At 58.8% G+C, this 17,404-nt stretch carries 16 protein-coding genes and 1 pseudogene; 9 read left to right on the plus strand and 8 right to left on the minus strand.

The genetic code is table 11. From position 1 onward, the window contains the following. Positions 1-305, plus strand: a pseudogene (locus tag ALO43_RS16305) (cation-transporting P-type ATPase); the annotation flags it as partial. Positions 306-580: 275 nt separating this feature from the next. Further along, positions 581-1,768, plus strand: a complete 1,188-nt coding sequence (gene cfaB / locus ALO43_RS16310) for a C17 cyclopropane fatty acid synthase CfaB (RefSeq protein ID WP_054997810.1) — start codon at positions 581-583, stop codon at positions 1,766-1,768. Positions 1,769-1,792: 24 nt separating this feature from the next. Here cfaB and cls read toward each other — a convergent pair whose 3' ends face one another. Next, the gene (cls, locus tag ALO43_RS16315; RefSeq protein WP_005895001.1) at positions 1,793-3,232 is read right to left on the minus strand and encodes a cardiolipin synthase; all 1,440 of its coding nucleotides are present in this window, start codon (positions 3,230-3,232) and stop codon (positions 1,793-1,795) included. A gap of 170 nt (positions 3,233-3,402) precedes the next feature. On the opposite strand from cls, the gene ALO43_RS16320 reads away from it, so the two are divergent. Both ALO43_RS16320 and ALO43_RS16325 read left to right on the plus strand, forming a co-directional pair. Next, positions 3,403-3,924: a DUF3617 domain-containing protein gene (locus ALO43_RS16320; RefSeq protein WP_024690214.1), complete on the plus strand. Its 522-nt coding sequence runs from the start codon at positions 3,403-3,405 to the stop codon at positions 3,922-3,924. Positions 3,925-4,123: 199 nt separating this feature from the next. Then, positions 4,124-5,350: an N-acetylmuramoyl-L-alanine amidase gene (locus ALO43_RS16325; RefSeq protein ID WP_024669543.1), complete on the plus strand. Its 1,227-nt coding sequence runs from the start codon at positions 4,124-4,126 to the stop codon at positions 5,348-5,350. A 5-nt stretch (positions 5,351-5,355) separates the two neighbouring features. On the opposite strand, the gene ALO43_RS16330 is transcribed toward ALO43_RS16325, so the two are convergent. Then, positions 5,356-5,733: a hypothetical protein gene (locus tag ALO43_RS16330; RefSeq protein WP_005895009.1), complete on the minus strand. Its 378-nt coding sequence runs from the start codon at positions 5,731-5,733 to the stop codon at positions 5,356-5,358. Positions 5,734-5,873: 140 nt separating this feature from the next. On the opposite strand from ALO43_RS16330, the gene zigA reads away from it, so the two are divergent. Together zigA and ALO43_RS16340 are read left to right on the plus strand one after the other, a co-directional pair. Next, positions 5,874-7,085, plus strand: a complete 1,212-nt coding sequence (gene zigA / locus ALO43_RS16335; protein WP_053931738.1) for a zinc metallochaperone GTPase ZigA — start codon at positions 5,874-5,876, stop codon at positions 7,083-7,085. Further along, on the plus strand, positions 7,085-7,735 hold the full coding sequence (locus ALO43_RS16340; protein WP_005895016.1) for a DUF1826 domain-containing protein: 651 nt from the start codon (positions 7,085-7,087) through the stop codon (positions 7,733-7,735). The genes zigA and ALO43_RS16340 overlap by 1 nt, the downstream gene beginning before the upstream one ends. A 6-nt stretch (positions 7,736-7,741) precedes the next feature. On the opposite strand, the gene ALO43_RS16345 is transcribed toward ALO43_RS16340, so the two are convergent. After that, on the minus strand, positions 7,742-8,113 hold the full coding sequence (locus ALO43_RS16345; RefSeq protein ID WP_054997811.1) for a hypothetical protein: 372 nt from the start codon (positions 8,111-8,113) through the stop codon (positions 7,742-7,744). Positions 8,114-8,165: 52 nt separating this feature from the next. On the opposite strand from ALO43_RS16345, the gene ALO43_RS16350 reads away from it, so the two are divergent. After that, a complete protein-coding gene (locus ALO43_RS16350) occupies positions 8,166-9,137 on the plus strand; it encodes a CobW family GTP-binding protein (RefSeq protein WP_054997824.1) in 972 nt (323 codons plus the stop codon). 151 nt (positions 9,138-9,288) lie between these two features. Here ALO43_RS16350 and ALO43_RS16355 read toward each other — a convergent pair whose 3' ends face one another. Next, positions 9,289-9,681, minus strand: a complete 393-nt coding sequence (locus tag ALO43_RS16355; protein ID WP_005895025.1) for a DUF3301 domain-containing protein — start codon at positions 9,679-9,681, stop codon at positions 9,289-9,291. Positions 9,682-9,799: 118 nt separating this feature from the next. Here ALO43_RS16355 and pdxY point away from each other — a divergent pair, with 118 nt between their 5' ends. After that, positions 9,800-10,666, plus strand: coding sequence for a pyridoxal kinase PdxY (gene pdxY / locus ALO43_RS16360; RefSeq protein ID WP_005895026.1), 867 nt, complete (start codon positions 9,800-9,802; stop codon positions 10,664-10,666). A 48-nt stretch (positions 10,667-10,714) separates the two neighbouring features. On the opposite strand, the gene ALO43_RS16365 is transcribed toward pdxY, so the two are convergent. Next, positions 10,715-11,200, minus strand: a complete 486-nt coding sequence (locus tag ALO43_RS16365; protein WP_005895029.1) for an acyl-CoA thioesterase — start codon at positions 11,198-11,200, stop codon at positions 10,715-10,717. A 293-nt stretch (positions 11,201-11,493) separates the two neighbouring features. Here ALO43_RS16365 and ALO43_RS16370 point away from each other — a divergent pair, with 293 nt between their 5' ends. Further along, positions 11,494-13,257 (plus strand): cation:proton antiporter, encoded by a 1,764-nt coding sequence (locus ALO43_RS16370; protein ID WP_053479800.1) that lies wholly within the window; start codon positions 11,494-11,496, stop codon positions 13,255-13,257. Between the two features lie 34 nt (positions 13,258-13,291). Here ALO43_RS16370 and ALO43_RS16375 read toward each other — a convergent pair whose 3' ends face one another. The 3 genes from ALO43_RS16375 to uvrD form a co-directional block, all read right to left on the minus strand. Next, on the minus strand, positions 13,292-13,699 hold the full coding sequence (locus tag ALO43_RS16375) for an SMI1/KNR4 family protein (RefSeq protein WP_005895035.1): 408 nt from the start codon (positions 13,697-13,699) through the stop codon (positions 13,292-13,294). A gap of 130 nt (positions 13,700-13,829) precedes the next feature. Next, positions 13,830-14,672, minus strand: coding sequence for a Tim44 domain-containing protein (locus ALO43_RS16380; protein ID WP_024669536.1), 843 nt, complete (start codon positions 14,670-14,672; stop codon positions 13,830-13,832). Positions 14,673-14,959: 287 nt separating this feature from the next. Further along, positions 14,960-17,143, minus strand: coding sequence for a DNA helicase II (gene uvrD, locus ALO43_RS16385; RefSeq protein WP_005895041.1), 2,184 nt, complete (start codon positions 17,141-17,143; stop codon positions 14,960-14,962). Positions 17,144-17,404 lie beyond the last annotated feature (261 nt).

Raw genomic sequence — 17,404 nt, forward strand, 5'->3', positions numbered from 1 at the left:
GCGTTGCGATGGGGGCGGGCGGGGCGGACATCGCCCTGGCCTCTGCCGACATCGTGCTGATCGGCAGCGATCTTCGTCGACTGGGCACATGTGTGCGACTGAGCCGCCAGTGCCGCCAGACATTGCAGGTCAACGTCATCATTGGCCTGGGCTGGACCCTGGCGATCGTAGCGCTGGCGGCCTTTGGTCTGCTTGGCGCAGCAGGCGCCATGGTCGCGGCTATCCTGCACAATCTCAGCACGCTGCTGGTGTTAGGCAATGCCGGGCGTTTGCTGCGCTTTCAGGAGCCTCTGCTCAAGCTTTAAGCATGTTATGCGCTGTGCCAAGGCTCTAGCCGACGAACCTGATCAGGTTTGAAAATGGCTTGAGCTTTGAAGCGTTCTGTTACAAATTAAGCGCTAGTCTTCAATGCGTGATCCGAATTCAGGCTGTTACCCGGCTCGAATCATTGGGCACAAGGCTGTTCCCCCGAAGTCGATTCATCGCAGTTATGCCGTCGCCGATAGCCTTTACTGGCCCTTTAGCAGGGGTCTCGCTGGATTACTCTTTTTTGAGTTTCTGGATAAAGGGGTGATTTTGAATGCATACTCAACTTCCAACGGCTTTTCAAAACCTGCATTTACCGTTGCGGCTCAAGCTGTGGGACGGTTATCAGATGGATCTCGGCCCTGCGCCCAGCGTCACCATCGTGATAAAGGATCCGCAATTGGTGGCCGATTTCACGCACCCCAGCCTCGGCTTGCTGGGCAGCGCATTTGTCGAAGGACGTCTGGAACTCGAAGGCTCGATCAGCGAAGTCGTGCGCGTTTGCGATGAGCTGACGCACGCGCTGGTAGAGGATGACGACAGCGACGGTTCTCCGTCACGGGTTCGCCATGACAAGGACACAGATGCTGCGTCGATCGCCTACCATTACGACGTGTCCAACGACTTCTATCAGCTCTGGCTTGACCGGGAGATGGTCTATTCCTGCGCGTATTTCAAGACCGGCAGTGAGTCTCTGGAACAGGCGCAGCGGGACAAATTCCATCATCTGTGCCGCAAGCTGCGCCTCAAACCAGGCGAGCACTTGCTGGACGTCGGCTGTGGCTGGGGCGGGCTGGCACGGTTTGCCGCTCGCGAATACGGTGTGAAGGTGTTCGGTATCACCCTCAGTCAGCAGCAGCTTGCGCTTGCCCGCGAGAGAGTGTGTGCCGAAGGGCTGCAGGATCAGGTTGATCTGCAACTGCTTGATTACCGCGATCTGACGCAGGACGCGCGCTTCGACAAGGTCGTCAGTGTCGGCATGTTCGAGCATGTCGGGCACGCCAACCTGTCGCTGTACACGCAATGCCTGTTCGGCGCGGTAAAGGCGGGCGGGCTGGTGATGAATCACGGTATCACTGCACTGCATACCGATGGCCGTCCGGTGGGGCGCGGTGCAGGAGAGTTCATTGACCGCTACGTGTTCCCCAACGGCGAGCTGCCGCATCTGGCGATGATGACTGCCCACATCAGCGACGCCGGGCTGGAAGTGGTCGACGTCGAGAGTCTGCGTCCGCACTATGCCAAGACGCTGGAGCACTGGAGCGCGCGTCTTGAAGAGCGGCTCAGTGAAGCCGCTGACATCGTTCCCGCACATACCCTGCGCATCTGGCGTCTGTACCTGGCGGGGTGTGCCTACGGCTTCACCAAAGGCTGGATCAATCTGCATCAGATACTTGCCGTGAAACCCTTCGCCGATGGGTCTACAGGGCTTCCTCTGACGCGCGAGGATATTTATCGCTGACCTGCAACGCGGGCTTCAGGCACCTCACAAGATCGGCGAAATGAGCCTCGCCACGCGCATGCCGAGCTGGTGCAGGCGTCGGGTTTCGTGGCTTTCCTGCAAGGATATTTCCCGCGCCACGGCAAAGTCGGCGACGAGCATGGCCTCGACCTGACTGGAGAAGTCGCTGTCCACGGTCAACAGCATCAGTTCGAAGTTGAGGCGGAACGAGCGGTTGTCGAGGTTGGCACTGCCGATGGCGGTGATTTCGTTATCCACCAGTACCACCTTCTGATGCAGAAAACCCGGGCCGTAGCGGAATACTCTGACGCCTGCACGCACGGCATCGAACGCGTAAAGGCTGGAGGCCGCGTAAACCACGTAATGGTCAGGGCGCGAAGGCAGCAGTAGTCGCACGTCGACGCCGCGCAGTACCGCGAGGGTCAGCGCTGCCGTAACCGCTTCATCGGGGATGAAATAGGGGCTGGTGATCCACACGCGCTCTTCGGCAGCGTGGATAGCTTCGACGAAGAACAACGAACAGGTTTCCTGCGGGTCTGCCGGGCCTGTGGTCAGCAACTGGCAGAGTACGCCATCTTCGGGAAATTCGTCGGGCAGGCTCAGTGGCGGCAACTCACGGGTGGCCCAGAACCAGTCTTCGGCAAAGGATTCCTGCAGACAGGCGACCACCGGCCCGATGGCTTCCACATGAGTATCTCGCCACGGTGCCAGCGGCGGTTTCAAGCCCATGTACTCGTCGCCGACGTTGTGCCCGCCCATATAGCCCTTGAGACCATCCACAACCACTATCTTGCGGTGATTACGGAAGTTGATCTGGAAACGGTTAAGCCAGCCACTGCGCGTGGCGAATGCCTTGACCTGTACGCCGCCGTTGCGCAACTTCTCGATATAGGACCACGGCAGCGCATGGCTGCCGATGCGGTCATACAGCACAAAGATCGCCACGCCCTGGGCGGCCTTTTCAAGCAACAGTGTTTGCAATTGCCGACCGAGCTTGTCGTCATGAATGATGAAGAACTGAATCAGAATAGTTTGTTTCGCCTCGCGGATCGCCTGAAAAATCGCTCCGAAGGTTTCTTCGCCATTGATCAACAACCTGACCTTGTTGTTGGCCAACGCAGGCATGTTCCCCAGCTTGGGCATCGCGCGCAGCTTCTCGTAGGCATCCGACCGACGCGCTGCCACGGCTTCTTCGATCCACGGCCGCCAATTGAGATTGCCGATAGCTGCACGCATCTCTTTGTTGGCCTCACGGCGCGCCTTGATGTAGGCGTCGAATGAACTGCGTCCGAATATCAGATAGGGCAGCAAAGTGAAGTAGGGAATGAACAGCAACGGCATCGCCCAGGCAATCGCGCCTTGGGAGGTGCGTACGGTCAACAAGGCGTGAATGGCGGCAATTGTGCCCAGCAGGTGTATGAAGCCAATGACATAACCGAAAAAATACGGGTCGTGATAATCCATGTGGAACAATGCTCCTCGCCTTGATCGCCTAAAAGACCACAGCTGGGCGGGAATGTCGCTATTTTATTAGCCGTGCAACTGGACGACGCTTGTGTCGTCTAAGGCTTATCTTTCGGCTGGTTTGCTCCGGCCTTGTCCGCACTTGCAAATGCCTGATCAGGAAACTTGAAATGAACAAACGCATGTTGGCTTGGATGTTTTGCCTGGCGACCCCGTTGGCTCAGGCGCAAATGCTGCAGCCGGGCCTTTGGGAACTGACCTCTAGCAATATGAAGGTGGATGGCCAGCAATTGCCGGACATGCAATTGATGCTGGGGCAGTTGCAGAACCTGCCACCTGAGCAGCGTGCCATGATGGAACAGATGATGAAGAAGCAGGGTGTCACGCTCGGCGGTAAAGGCGTGCGTGCCTGCCTGACTCAAGCTCAGGTGCAGTCGGATGACATTCCGCTGACCGATCCTGCTTCAGGCTGCACGCAGAAGATCACCGCTCGCAACGGCAAGACCTGGAATTTCCAGTTCTCGTGTCCTAAAGCGCAAGGTACAGGGCAAGCGCAGTTCCTTAGCGACCGTGAGTTCACGACCAAAGTGGTCGGTACTTTCAATGCGACTGGCCAGCAACAGAACGGCAGCATGGACACCCGTGCGGTCTGGCTAGGCCCGCAATGTGGCAACGTTGCGCCGCGTACCTGATCAAATTCATAGAGTTATGTTCCACGTGGAACACAGTTCATGAAAACGATGAGATTTTGTCGTTATCTACCTGTGTTTCATGACGGAATCTTCATGAAGGGCTTCATCTTTCACGCGTAACTGCATGTTATATTGTTACTAATAATGTGGATGAACCCTTCGTGAGCCGGGATGCTCGATTTGCTCTTTGAGACATTCCATGCACCGACGCCAAGTGTTGCTCAATATGCTGCTGGCCAGCGCCGCCCTGACGCTGCCGTTGGGCGCCTATGCCACGCAAATCAGCAATGCACGCCTGTGGCGTACCAACGACAAGCTGCGGCTGGTACTCGACCTCAGCGGCCCCGTGCAATACAAGACTTTCACGCTCACTGCACCTGACCGGCTGATCATTGATGTCAGCGGTTCTCGGCTGACCGGCGACTTCAGTCAGTTAGCGCTAGATCGCACAGTTATCAAATCGATTCGCTCCGGGCACTACGGTACAGGCGATGACACGCGCATTGTTCTGGACCTGACCGCTCCTGTGCAGCTCAACAGCTTCCTGCTCGGCCCGGAAGGTGCGCAGGGTCATCGGTTGGTGCTGGACATGAGTTCCACCGCGCGCGCCCCCGTACAGATGGCCGAATTGCCGCCACCCGTGCCGGTTCCGATTCAGAGCAGCAAGGCGCACACCGGCCGCGACATCATGGTCGTGGTCGACGCCGGTCATGGCGGCAAGGACCCTGGCGCAGTCGGTTCTCGTGGCGAACGCGAGAAAGATGTCGTGCTGTCCATCGCTCAGTTGCTGGCTAGACGCCTGAAACGCGAGAAGGGCTTCGATGTGCGCCTGGTGCGCAACGATGATTTCTTCGTGCCGCTGCGCAAGCGCGTCGAGTTCGCGCATAAATCCAACGCCGACATGTTCATCTCGGTGCATGCCGACGCTGCGCCTCGTCTGACTGCTTCGGGGGCTTCGGTGTTTGCCTTGTCCGAAGGCGGAGCAACGTCGGCGACTGCGCGCTTCATGGCGCAGCGCGAGAACGGCGCAGACTTGCTGGGGGCGTCTTCGCTGCTCAACCTCAAGGACAAGGACCCGATGCTGGCGGGGGTCATTCTCGATATGTCGATGAACGCTACCATCGCTGCCAGTCTGCAACTGGGCCATACCGTTCTGGGCAGCCTGGAAGGCATCACCACGCTGCACCAGAAGCGCGTTGAACAAGCAGGCTTTGCGGTGCTCAAGTCGCCTGACGTGCCGTCGATTCTGGTCGAGACCGGGTTCATCTCCAACAGCCGCGACAGCCAGCGCCTTGTCACAGCGCGCCATCAGCAAGCCGTTGCCGACGGGTTGTTCGAGGGGCTGCAACGTTACTTCCAGCGCAACCCGCCTGTGGATTCGCACATGGCCTGGGTGCAGGCGCAGAAGCGCGAACAGCAAGCCTGATTTTATCAGCGGCAGCCGTTCAACCGGCTGCAGGTGATTTTGCTGCGCGTGCCGCTTGAGCTAGATACCCGCGTGATCGTCGTCCAGCCCACACGCTGCACGCTGCCAACCCAGGCTTCGCCATTCGAGGCCAACCCGGTAAAAAACGTCAGTTGCCCATAGCGGCTATTGGTCTGAGCCCAGCGGCGGTTGTCTATCCGCTCGTAGCCCCTCAACCAGGTTGTCGACCCGGCTGTCACCACGCTGTAGCTGTTGCCCAGCGCGTCGTGGCAGGCCAGCACCGTTGCGCTGCGCGTACAGCGTGCGAGGTCGGGGGCAGCCGCCATCGCGGCTGTACTGCTCAGTGTCACAAGCATGATCAAGCCCATTGCCAGTTCTTTCATGAAAAACCCGTCATCAAGGCTGATAGCTATTTCGTGTTGTTATACTATAACATCGCAAAGTGATTAGAGTCGGTTGCTTCAGGGGTTCGTTGCAGCCGACATGAACAAGGCCCGAGCCTTGCACCGCCTGGAGAATCCTGATGCCCAACCGCCTTCCTGTGACCGTTCTTTCCGGTTTTCTCGGTGCCGGTAAAAGCACTTTACTGAATTACATACTGCGCAATCGTGAAAATCTGCGCGTGGCCGTCATCGTCAATGACATGAGCGAGATCAACATTGATGGCAGCGAAGTTCAGCGTGATGTCAGCCTGAACCGCGCAGAAGAAAAACTGATCGAGATGAGCAATGGCTGCATCTGCTGCACCTTGCGCGAGGACCTGCTTGAGGAGGTCAGCAGACTCGCTCAGGACGGTCGTTTTGACTACTTATTGATCGAGTCCACCGGCATTTCCGAGCCGCTGCCCGTCGCGGAAACCTTCACCTTCCGCGACGAAGCCGGCCAGAGTCTTATCGACCTGGCGCGGCTGGACACGATGGTCACCGTGGTCGACGGAGTGAACTTCCTGCTTGATTACGAGGCTGCAGAAGGTCTTGCCTCGCGCGGTGAAACTCTTGGCGAGGACGACGACCGCTCGATTACCGACCTGCTGATCGAGCAGATCGAGTTTGCCGATGTGCTTCTGCTCAGCAAAATCGACCTGATCAGCTCCAGCGAGCGTGAGGAGTTGATGGCGATTCTGAAACGCCTGAATCCCGATGCCGAAATTGTACCGATGGTCATGGGTCAGGTGCCTCTGACGAAGATCCTCAATACCCGGCGTTTCAACTTCGAGCGTGCTTCCCAGGCCCCGGGCTGGCTGAAGGAAATGCGTGGTGAGCACGTAGCGGAAACCGAGGAGTACGGTATCGCTTCGACGGCTTATCGCGCTCGTCGCCCCTTTCATCCGCAACGCTTCTTCGATTTCATCAATCGCCCATGGACCAACGGCAAACTGCTGCGCTCCAAAGGGTTCTTCTGGCTGGCCAGCAAATACAAGGACGCGGGCAGCTGGTCACAGGCGGGCGGGCTGATGCGGCATGGTTTTGCCGGGCGCTGGTGGCGCTTTGTGGGCCGTGACAGTTGGCCTCAGGACAAGGAAAGCGTTGCTTCGATTCTTGAAAACTGGTCCGCCGAAACCGGAGACTGCCGTCAGGAGCTGGTGTTCATCGGGCAAAACATTGATTTTGCGCTGCTGACCTCCGAGCTGGACGGGTGCCTGCTCAGCGACGCCGAAATGGCAGATAGCGTCGAGTCCTGGAGCCAGCTGGAGGATCCGTTCGGGTCGTGGCACATGGAAGAGGTGGCTGCCTGATGCTCGCGCCTCTTCTGAACTTTCAGTCATCCGTGCGTCAGGTTCAGGGCGATACGCCCGGCGTGTTGAGCGAGGTACTGGAGAACGATGTCAATCTTGCGGTCTGGCAACGCCGCCTGCCTGCGCACATCGAGGACTTCAGCGCTTTGCTGCTGTCGATGAACGAGCCGCTTGCCGAATCAATGACCCTTGAGGTGAAGGGCGGCGACGTCGAGCCGAATCTGAGCATGCTTGCACCGGGATATGCCGACCTGCATGGCTATCAGGGCTTCATCGCTGACGTTTCCTGGCTGGTGAGCGCCTACGCCTGCCTGTTGGGGGCCGAATGTGTCGGGCTGCGTCTCAGGGTGCTCGACAAGGCCATGTGCCCGCGCTTCCATGTCGATCATGTGCCGGTGCGCCTGATTACCACCTATGGCGGTGTGGGCAGTCAGTGGCTGCACGAGGATGTGATGGACCGCACGCAGCTCGGTCGTCCTGAAGCCGAGCCGAACGATGCCGCCATCATCCAGCAGGTGGGCAGCGGCGACGTGGCGCTGCTCAAGGGGGAGCGCTGGCATGGCAATGAAGGCTTCGGTCTTATCCACCGTTCGCCGCCGCTGGCGAATAACGAGCGCAGGCTTATTCTGACCCTTGACTGGCTGGCGTAAGGCGCTTTACGGCGTTACCCACTGGCCTTTGCTCTGGCCTTCGCAAAAGGGCTTGAGGTACAGCGAATCACTGGCGACGCCGTAATAGTGAATGTTCTCGCGGTAAGGCATGTTGGCGACCTGCGCATTGCGGCAGATGCCGAACGCACCGCTCGGGCATTGCGCAGAGTAGGTCGTCTCAGTCTTCTGCCCGGCCAGTTGTGGCTGGCAGAAGCTGTCTTTGAACAGGTTGGCCGGGATATTGATATTTTCCTGGCAAACTTTGATGTCGAGCCGTTCTGCCTGGCTGTGTACCAGGCAGGCCTGCGCCCGCGCCTGGCCTGAAGACATCGCCAGCAGCATAAGAGCCAAGCGAACAGCCCACCGTATTACTTGCATCGTAACCTTCCCTTGCTCTTCAATGACCCACGCATTCGTCAAAAGTGATCCCATGCTGCAGAACATCCCCACGCACGTCATCGCAGGCCCGTTGGGTGCCGGCAAAACCACACTGATCAAACGCCTGCTGGCGCAGAAGCCTGCCAATGAGCGCTGGGCCATACTGGTTAACGAGTTCGGTCAGATCGGCCTGGATGCCGCATTGTTGAACACCGCCGCCGATGGTATCGCACTTGGCGAAGTGGCTGGCGGCTGCCTGTGTTGCGTCAACGGTGTGCCGTTTCAGATCGGTCTGGGACGATTGTTGCGTCAGGCCCGACCTGATCGCTTGTTGATCGAGCCCTCAGGCCTTGGGCACCCGGCGCAACTGATGGCGCAACTGCGCGAAGCGCCTTGGCGTGGCGTGCTTTCGGTTCAGCGCAGCGTGATGGTGCTGGACTCGGAAGCAATGGCTGCGGGGCTCCCGTTACCTGTCACGCAACGCGAGGCGCTGGTTGAAGCAGGCTTGGTGGTGATGAACAAATCCGAACAACTGGACCTGCCGTCGCGTCAGTCACTGACCGCGCAACTCAAGCCGCATGCCTTGCTGTGGACCCGCCACGGCGAACTGCCGCTGCACTGCTTGCCAGGGTTTGTCGACGGTTCGGCTGTGGATAAACAGTCTGTGGATAACCTTGCGTTACCCGAAAGCGTTGGCCAGCTGCCTGCGCTCTGGGCCAGCCCGCGTGTGCCAATATGCCTGAGTCAGAGCAGCCCTGACGGCTGGAGCGTCGGCTGGCGCTGGCACTCGTCGCAACAGTTCGATCTGCAACGGCTGATGCATTGGCTGGAAAGCCTGATCTGGCAAAGGGCGAAGATGGTTATCCACAGTGAGGGCGGCTGGTATTCCGGCAACGTCGCAAACGGCGCGCCGATTGCCTGGCAGGTCAGCGAATGGCGCAAGGACTCACGCCTGGAATTGATTTTCTCGGTGCCCCAGGATGTGGATAAGTTGCAGGCGCAGATGGCGGAGTGTCTGGTGTGATGCGCGCTCAGCACAAAGCTGCACGCTAGCGCCGAGTGGCACCAGCAAGTCCTGAAACACCTGCAAAATGAGTTTTCGTCGGAGCGGGCTTGTCTGCGATGACGCTGCGCGCTGGCTCACGCTCATCCAGACGTCAAAGCTGAATAGCCCGCTACTGCTTCCACTTCTGATGCGATTGACGCCATTCGCTCATCTGAATGACTTCTGCGCTGGGCGGTGGTGTCTTGATTTCGAACGGGTAGGGCGCCAGTTCGATGTGCGCGGTGTGCGCGCCGAACATGGTGATCGTACCGGGGTGGCGTTGTTCGCCTGTGACGGTGAACTCAAAGCCATACACCCGAGCCAGGCGCTTGCGGCCCTGAGCGTCGGGGGCAAAGGTCAGGCGGCGCAGGGCAACGGCATCGTCGAGCAACTGGAGCTCGAGGCGTGCGCAATGCTGCTTCACACGTGCCAGCGCTTTTTCTCGCAAACCGTGGGCGTGCCACCACCAGGCCGCGGCGCTCGCGAACAGCATCAGCACGAAAATGTTTCCCAGGGTCAGCATGACGGAGTGCTCCAACAAAGGAGTGACCAGCTTAACTGCCCGGAGGGATTTACAGCCATACTGCGCGACTTATATTTATCATTACTGCACTTGCATCGTGTTCAGGATTCTACCCGCCATGAAACGTACGCCCCACTTGCTCGCCATTCAGTCCCATGTGGTATTCGGCCACGCCGGGAACAGCGCAGCGGTGTTCCCGATGCAGCGTATCGGGGTCAATGTCTGGCCGCTCAACACGGTTCAGTTCTCCAACCACACCCAGTACAAGCAGTGGACGGGTGAGGTGCTGGCCCCGCAGCAGATCCCCGCACTGATCGACGGTATCGCTGCGATCGGCGAACTGGGCAACTGCGATGCCGTCTTGTCGGGTTATCTGGGCAGTGCGGCGCAGGGCAGGGCCATTCTGACCGGTGTGGCGCGTATCAAGGCCGCCAACCCCAAGGCGCTGTACTTGTGCGACCCGGTGATGGGCCATCCGGAAAAAGGCTGCATCGTTGCGCCGGAAGTCGGTGACTTTCTGCTCCAGGAAGCCGCCGCCATGGCGGACTTCATGTGCCCCAACCAGCTGGAGCTGGACAGCTTCTCGGGCCGCAAACCGGAGTCCCTGCTCGATTGCCTCGCAATGGCCCGCGCGCTGCTGGCAAGAGGCCCAGAAGCCGTGGTGGTCAAGCACCTGGATTATCCCGGCAAGGCCGCCGACGGCTTTGAAATGCTGCTGGTGACTGCCGAGGCAAGCTGGCATCTGCGCCGTCCGCTGCTGGCGTTCCCTCGTCAGCCGGTCGGCGTGGGCGACCTTACGTCCGGGCTGTTTCTGGCACGGGTCCTATTGGGTGACGACCTGGTTGAAGCGTTCGAATTCGCCGCGGCAGCCGTCCATGAAGTACTGCTGGAGACCCAGGCCTGCGGCAGCTACGAGCTGGAACTGGTGCGCGCTCAGGATCGTATCGCTCACCCCAGGGTCAGGTTTGAAGCAGTAAAGCTCTGAGCCCGGCGCGTTGTCAGTGGCTTGGGCATCCTTGCCTGAGCCCGCTGATCAAAGCGCTTCTTCTTTGATGTCCTGATAACGCTTTTCCAGTTCCTGGCGAATCTGGCGGCGTTGCTGCGCCTGGATATAACGACGCTTAGCATCGGCAGATTCAGGTTCCAGAGGCGGCACGCTGGCGGGTTTGCGGTTGTCGTCCACGGCGACCATGGTGAAGAAGCAACTGTTGGAATGACGAACCGAGCGCTCACGAATATTTTCGGTGACCACCTTGATACCGACCTCCATCGAGGTGTTGCCGGTGTAGTTGACCGAGGCCAGAAAGGTCACCAGCTCGCCGACGTGTACCGGCTCGCGAAAAATCACCTGGTCCACCGACAGCGTTACCACATAGCGGCCGGCGTAGCGGCTCGCGCACGCGTAGGCCACTTCGTCCAGGTATTTGAGCAGCGTGCCGCCGTGTACGTTGCCAGAGAAGTTGGCCATGTCCGGGGTCATCAATACAGTCATCGACAGCTGGGCGTTTCCGGGTTCCATAGCGTACTCACACGGTCAAGTTGTTCAAGGGACGCCTATGCTGGCGCTCAGAAGGGCTTGCAACAGTTATCGGGACGCTGGCCAGCAGGTGACCGTCACGCACCATAACTATCTGTTTCCATATATTGCACCGGCTTTATGTCGAAGGGGGCAGTGATAACCTGCAAAAAACCGCGGATCGGGTTTTTTCTTACGTTTTAATCGGATTTCGATGACGAACCGGGTGGCTCACGCCTTACAAGGTGTGGCGATGTCGGTTGCGAACGTCATCACCAAAAAGGAGCTTCGCCACCATGCATGCCATCAATTTCATTCAAGACCTGGCAGTGATCATGCTGGTGGCGGGCGTGGTGACCATTCTCTTTCATCGCCTTCGTCAGCCGGTGGTGCTCGGTTATATCGTCGCCGGCTTCATCATCGGCCCGCACACGCCTCCGGTCAGCCTGATCCACGATGAGGACACCATCAAGATCCTGGCCGAGCTGGGGGTGATCTTCCTGATGTTCTGCCTGGGGCTGGAGTTCAGCCTGCGCAAGCTGTTCAAAGTCGGTGCCACGGCCTTCATCGCAGCGTTTCTCGAAATAGCCCTGATGATCTGGATCGGCTATGAAATTGGCCAGTATTTTGGCTGGAAGACGATGGATTCGTTATTCCTCGGCGCAATTCTGGCGATCTCCTCGACCACCATCATCGTCAAGGCGCTCAACGACCTGAAGATGAAGAACCAGCATTTTGCCCAACTGATTTTCGGCGTGCTGATCGTCGAAGACATCCTGGGCATCGGCATCATTGCGCTGCTGTCCGGTATTGCGGTCAGCGGCTCGGTCAGTTCGGGCGAGGTCTTTTCCACCGTCGGCAAGTTGTCGCTGTTCATGATCGTGGCGTTGGTCGTGGGTATTCTGCTGGTCCCGCGATTGCTGTCCTATGTCGCCAGATTCGAAAGCAACGAGATGCTCCTGATCACTGTGCTGGGCTTGTGTTTCGGCTTCTGCCTGTTGGTGGTCAAGCTGGAATACAGCATGGTGCTGGGGGCGTTCCTGATCGGCGCAATTATGGCCGAGTCGCGTGAACTGCTGAAGATCGAGCGCTTGATCGAGCCGATTCGTGATCTGTTCAGTGCAATATTCTTCGTCGCCATCGGGTTGATGATCGACCCGAAAATCCTGCTGGAATATGCCTGGCCGATTGCGGTCATCACCGTCGCAGTGGTGTTGGGCAAGATGATTTCCTGCGGCCTCGGGGCCTTTATCGCAGGCAATGATGGCCGCACCTCACTGCGCGTGGGCATGGGGCTGTCACAGATTGGCGAGTTTTCCTTCATCATCGCAGCGCTAGGCATGACCCTGCAGGTCACCAGCGACTTCCTGTACCCGGTGGCCGTTGCCGTATCGGCGATCACCACGTTGTTGACGCCGTACCTCATTCGCGGCGCCGACCCTCTCTCGCTCAGACTGGCCGCGATCATGCCCGGACGCGTGGCGCGGGTATTCGGTATGTACGGCGAATGGTTACGCAGCATTCAGCCACAAGGACAGGGCGCAGTGCTTGCCGCGATGATCCGGCGGATCCTGCTGCAGGTGGGCGTCAACCTGGCACTGGTGATGGCGATCTTCTTCAGCGGCGGCTACTTCGCTGAACGTCTCGGCGGGTATATGAACCAATGGGCGGGTGACCCCAGCCACCAGAAAGCCTGGATCTGCGGCGCGGCATTGTTGCTGTCGTTGCCTTTTCTGATCGCGGCGTACCGCAAGCTCAAGGCGCTTTCGATGTTGCTGGCAGAGATGGGAGTCAAACCTGAAATGGCGGGTCGACACACCGTACGGGTGCGCAAGGTGGTGGCGGAGGTGATTCCGCTGCTGTCGCTGGTGGTGATTTTCATCATGCTGGCGGCGTTGTCGGCGAGTATTCTGCCGGCCAACGAATTGCTGCTGGTGGTTGCTCTGGTTGCTGCGCTTGTCGCTGCATTGCTGTGGCGCTGGCTTATCCGCGTGCATACGCGAATGCAGATCGCCCTGCTCGAAACCCTCGGAAACAATCAGGAATCATCCGGGCATTGAGCCCGGCGATTCTCAGACTGCGCAGCAAGGTGTCTCAGCTTTCCAGCCAGACATCCCGAGCCCAGTGCCAGACCGATTCCCAGCTGTCTTCGGTGACCAGTTCTTCTTCGGCGGACCACAGCAATACAGTGCCGTCTTCCTCGACGCAGTAGTAGTCGTCACCGTCCTGGCAGATAGGGATCAGCTCGCGCGGCACGCCCAGATCCCAGGCAGTTGCACACACTTCCGGAAGGTAGGTGTGTGACTGCGGATCGGTAACGGTGACAGGCTCCAGGCTGCCATACACCACATCGCTGACTGTCAGGAGGAACTCCTTGAAGACGAACGGGATGTTGATGAACAGCTGCTCCTCGATCTCGACCAGCAGGTCTTCGTCAGGCAACTCGAGCGGAACAGGGACCGGCTCGTTAGCTTCACGCAATTGTTCGATGACTTCTTCCACGACACGGATCCTCTCACTTGATGGCGCGGGTTATACAGTAGCGTAAAGCCTTTCTCAAAATAACTATCCGAACGGATAAACAAAAACCCCGGACATGTCCGGGGTTCTGAACGCGAGAACGGTATCTGGTTCAACCGTTCTGGCGAATTCCTGCTACCAGCCAGGGCTGGTTATCGCCTTGCGGTCGCTCCATGTTCCAGCTTTCGCTGAACACTTCGCCCTGATCAAAGCGTGACGTCTTGGAGACACCGGAGAACGTCAGCGTGGCGATAGTCTTGTCGGCACGATCATCGACACCGTCCAGCTGAACATTGAGGTTCTCGATGTAGGTCGACTGGAAGCCGTCGCCCAGGTCGGCACGTTCTTTTTTCAGGAACTGAAGCATTTGCGGAGTGACGAACTCGGCAATCTTGTCCATCTCGTTGGCGTCCCAATGCTGCTGCAATGACTGGAAGTGACCGCGAGCGGCTTCCAGAAAACGTTCTTCATTGAACCAGGCCGGTGCATTGATCGCTGGTGGGGCAGAAGCCGGCGACGAACTGCCAAAAATCGGGTTCTGTGTCGGCTGGCTGGTTTCACGCTGGTATGGCGCACCGGCAGGAGCCATTTTAGGCTGTTGCTGCTGACGACGGCGCGCGATGAAGCGGAAGATCAGGAAGGCGATCAGGCCCATGATCAGGATGTCGAACAGCTGCAGGCCGTTGAAGCCGTCGCCCATAAACATCGACGCCAGCAGGCCACCGGCAGCGATACCGGCCAATGGGCCTAGCCAGCGGGAGGCGCCGCTTGCGGCAGGGGCAGGGCGGCCAGCAGCGTTAGGTGCAGCGGCCGGAGCCGCCGGTGCGGTCTGGCGTGCCTGATGCGTAGGCGCCGAGCCCATACTCTTGCCGCCACCGAAGCGCGCGGCATTCACATCCAGGCTCATGGTGAGCCCGATGCAAAGCGCCATCGCGATGCTTAGAAAACGTTGCATAAGGGTATTCCCGTTTTGTGATTGCATGCGCGCCATGTTGCACAGCAGAGGCCTGTGTGACCAGCGCGTTAGTGTTTCGGACTTTTACACAAATAGCGTAGGACTTTTCAGCGCGCTTCGTAAGATGTGCATGAGGGTTATCGTTCATCACTTCAGCGTGGGAATGCGTTGGGTGACGCTTCGCGTCATAAATCTGCGTTGCACCGCGCATTCCAGCCCTAAGCAGAGCGTCTGGAACTGCATTACCACGCTGAGTGGGAACGATATTCACGTCCATGCCGTTCGGCCTACAACGGCACCAGCTTCGCATACCCCATCATCAGCCACTTGCTGCCTTCGGAGAAGTTGACCTGCACGCGCGCCTGAGCGCCTGCGCCTTCGAAGTTGAGGATCACGCCTTCGCCAAACACCGCGTGCTGCACACGCTGGCCCATGGTGAACTCGGTTTCCGGAATGCCGGTGCCGTTGAACAGGCTGCTGCTGTTGAACTTCGGCGTGCCACCGAACGGACGGTTGACGCTGTTGGACAAGCGCACTTCCTGAATCAGCGCAGGTGGAATCTCCCGCACGAATCGCGAGACCTTGTTGTAGGTCTCGCTGCCGTACAGGCGACGCGTTTCGGCGTAGGTCATCACCAGCTGTTTCATCGCGCGGGTAATGCCCACGTAGGCCAGACGGCGTTCTTCTTCCAGGCGACCCGGTTCTTCCAGGCTCATCTTGTGCGGGAACAGCCCTTCTTCCATGCCCACCAGAAACACATGCGGGAATTCCAGACCCTTGGCGCTGTGCAAGGTCATCAACTGAATACTGTCTTCGTGTTCCTGCGCCTGCGTATCGCCAGCTTCCAGTGACGCATGGCCCAGGAAGGCCGCCAATGGTGTCAGATCTTCTTCGCTCTCGTGGTTCTCGAAGGCCCGTGCAGCGCTGACCAGTTCCTCAAGGTTTTCTACGCGAGCCTGGCCTTTCTCGCCTTTTTCCTGTTCGTGATACGCGATCAGCCCGGACTGTTCGATGACCGTCTGGGTCATCAGGTGCAGCGGCATTTCCATGACCTTGGCGGACAGGTTCTCGATGAGTTCGATAAACCCGCCCAGCGCAGTGGCCGCGCGGCCGGTCAGGCCCTTGTTGGCGACCAGCAGACGCATGGCTTCCCACATGGAAACGTCGGCATGACGCGCATGCTCGCGAATGGCTTCGACGGTTTTCTCACCGATGCCGCGCGCCGGTACGTTGATCACCCGCTCCAGCGCCGCATCGTTACCGCGGCCTTCCAGCAGGCGCATGTACGCCATCGCGTTCTTGATCTCGGCGCGTTCGAAGAAGCGCTGCCCGCCATAGATCCGGTATGGAATGCGCTCGCGCAGCAGTGCTTCTTCCAGCACTCGCGACTGGGCGTTGGAGCGGTAGAGAATGGCGATATCGTTGCGCGATATACCGGTTTTCAATGCGCTTTCAATGGTCTCGACCACGTAGCGCGCTTCGTCGTGCTCGTTGAAGGCGGCGTACAGATTGATCAGCTCACCATCACCGACATCGGTCCACAGCTCTTTACCCAAACGACCGCTGTTGTTGATGATCAAGCCATTGGCGGCCTTGAGAATGCTCGCCGTGGAACGGTAGTTCTGCTCCAGACGTATGACTTCTGTGTCCGGGAAATCGGATGAATATTGGTGGATATTCTCGATCTTCGCGCCGCGCCAGCCGTAAATGGACTGATCATCGTCGCCGACCACCATCAGGCTGTCGCCACCTTGGGCCAGCAGACGCAACCAAGCGTACTGCACGGCGTTGGTGTCCTGGAATTCGTCGACCAATACGTGGCGGAAGCGACGCTGATAGTGCGCGAGCAGGCCCGGATTGTCGCGCCACAGGTCGAGCGCTCTCAGCAGCAGTTCGGAGAAGTCGATGACGCCGGCCCGCTGGCAGGCGGCTTCGTAGGCTTCGTAGACGCTTTTCATGGTGGTCAGGAAAAGGTCGCCGCTGGCCTGAATGTGCTTGGGGCGCAGACCCTCGTCTTTCTGACCGTTGATGAACCACTGGGCCTGACGCGCGGGCCAGCGTTGCTCATCCAGGCCAAGCTCGCGCATCACACGTTTGACCAAGCGTTGCTGGTCATCGCTGTCGAGAATCTGGAAGGTCTGCACCAGCCCGGCTTCCTGCCAGTGCGCACGCAACAGGCGGTGTGCCAGGCCGTGAAAGGTGCCCACCCACATGCCGGCCGGGCTGATGCCCATCAGCTGTTCGATGCGGTGACGCATCTCGGCAGCCGCCTTGTTGGTGAACGTCACCGACAGCACCGAATGCGGCGAGGCTTGCTCGACCTGCATCAGCCAGGCGATGCGATGCACCAGCACACGGGTTTTGCCGGAGCCTGCACCGGCCAGGACCAACTGACGACCCAATGAGGCGGCTACGGCCTGACGTTGGGCATCGTTGAGAGAATTAAGAAGAAGAGAGAGATCATCGCGCATCGGCGCATTCTAGGGTGCTGCGCCAAGGTCGGCAAACCATGCTTTGCGTCAGACAACAAAAAACAGACGGTGCAGACGACCGGTCATCGCCTGCGGTGCGCGTCGGATGTGCCCCGGCTACTTTTACTTATCGAGCAGCCCGCCAGGTGGGTTCGTCCTTTCCCATGATGTAGGATTATTCCCACATTTTTTTGCGAATTATCCTTTCAAAGCCTGTGCAGTGCGTCTCAGCGTCGTTTAACTGGGCGGTTTGCAGGTCAT

It is taken from the genome of Pseudomonas tremae, assembly GCF_001401155.1.
Classification (GTDB): domain Bacteria; phylum Pseudomonadota; class Gammaproteobacteria; order Pseudomonadales; family Pseudomonadaceae; genus Aquipseudomonas; species Aquipseudomonas tremae.

Excerpts from the sequence above, each read along its gene's own strand:
- ALO43_RS16365 (WP_005895029.1), bottom strand. The coding sequence starts at position 11,200 with ATGGAACCCGGAAACGCCCAGCTGTCGATGACTGTATTGATGACCCCG.
- ALO43_RS16325 (WP_024669543.1), top strand. The coding sequence starts at position 4,124 with ATGCACCGACGCCAAGTGTTGCTCAATATGCTGCTGGCCAGCGCCGCC.
- zigA (WP_053931738.1), top strand. The coding sequence starts at position 5,874 with ATGCCCAACCGCCTTCCTGTGACCGTTCTTTCCGGTTTTCTCGGTGCC.
- ALO43_RS16370 (WP_053479800.1), top strand. The coding sequence starts at position 11,494 with ATGCATGCCATCAATTTCATTCAAGACCTGGCAGTGATCATGCTGGTG.
- ALO43_RS16330 (WP_005895009.1), bottom strand. The coding sequence starts at position 5,733 with ATGAAAGAACTGGCAATGGGCTTGATCATGCTTGTGACACTGAGCAGT.
- ALO43_RS16345 (WP_054997811.1), bottom strand. The coding sequence starts at position 8,113 with ATGCAAGTAATACGGTGGGCTGTTCGCTTGGCTCTTATGCTGCTGGCG.
- ALO43_RS16320 (WP_024690214.1), top strand. The coding sequence starts at position 3,403 with ATGAACAAACGCATGTTGGCTTGGATGTTTTGCCTGGCGACCCCGTTG.
- cfaB (WP_054997810.1), top strand. The coding sequence starts at position 581 with ATGCATACTCAACTTCCAACGGCTTTTCAAAACCTGCATTTACCGTTG.
- ALO43_RS16380 (WP_024669536.1), bottom strand. The coding sequence starts at position 14,672 with ATGCAACGTTTTCTAAGCATCGCGATGGCGCTTTGCATCGGGCTCACC.
- ALO43_RS16340 (WP_005895016.1), top strand. The coding sequence starts at position 7,085 with ATGCTCGCGCCTCTTCTGAACTTTCAGTCATCCGTGCGTCAGGTTCAG.
- pdxY (WP_005895026.1), top strand. The coding sequence starts at position 9,800 with ATGAAACGTACGCCCCACTTGCTCGCCATTCAGTCCCATGTGGTATTC.
- cls (WP_005895001.1), bottom strand. The coding sequence starts at position 3,232 with ATGGATTATCACGACCCGTATTTTTTCGGTTATGTCATTGGCTTCATA.
- ALO43_RS16355 (WP_005895025.1), bottom strand. The coding sequence starts at position 9,681 with ATGCTGACCCTGGGAAACATTTTCGTGCTGATGCTGTTCGCGAGCGCC.
- uvrD (WP_005895041.1), bottom strand. The coding sequence starts at position 17,143 with ATGCGCGATGATCTCTCTCTTCTTCTTAATTCTCTCAACGATGCCCAA.
- ALO43_RS16350 (WP_054997824.1), top strand. The coding sequence starts at position 8,166 with ATGCTGCAGAACATCCCCACGCACGTCATCGCAGGCCCGTTGGGTGCC.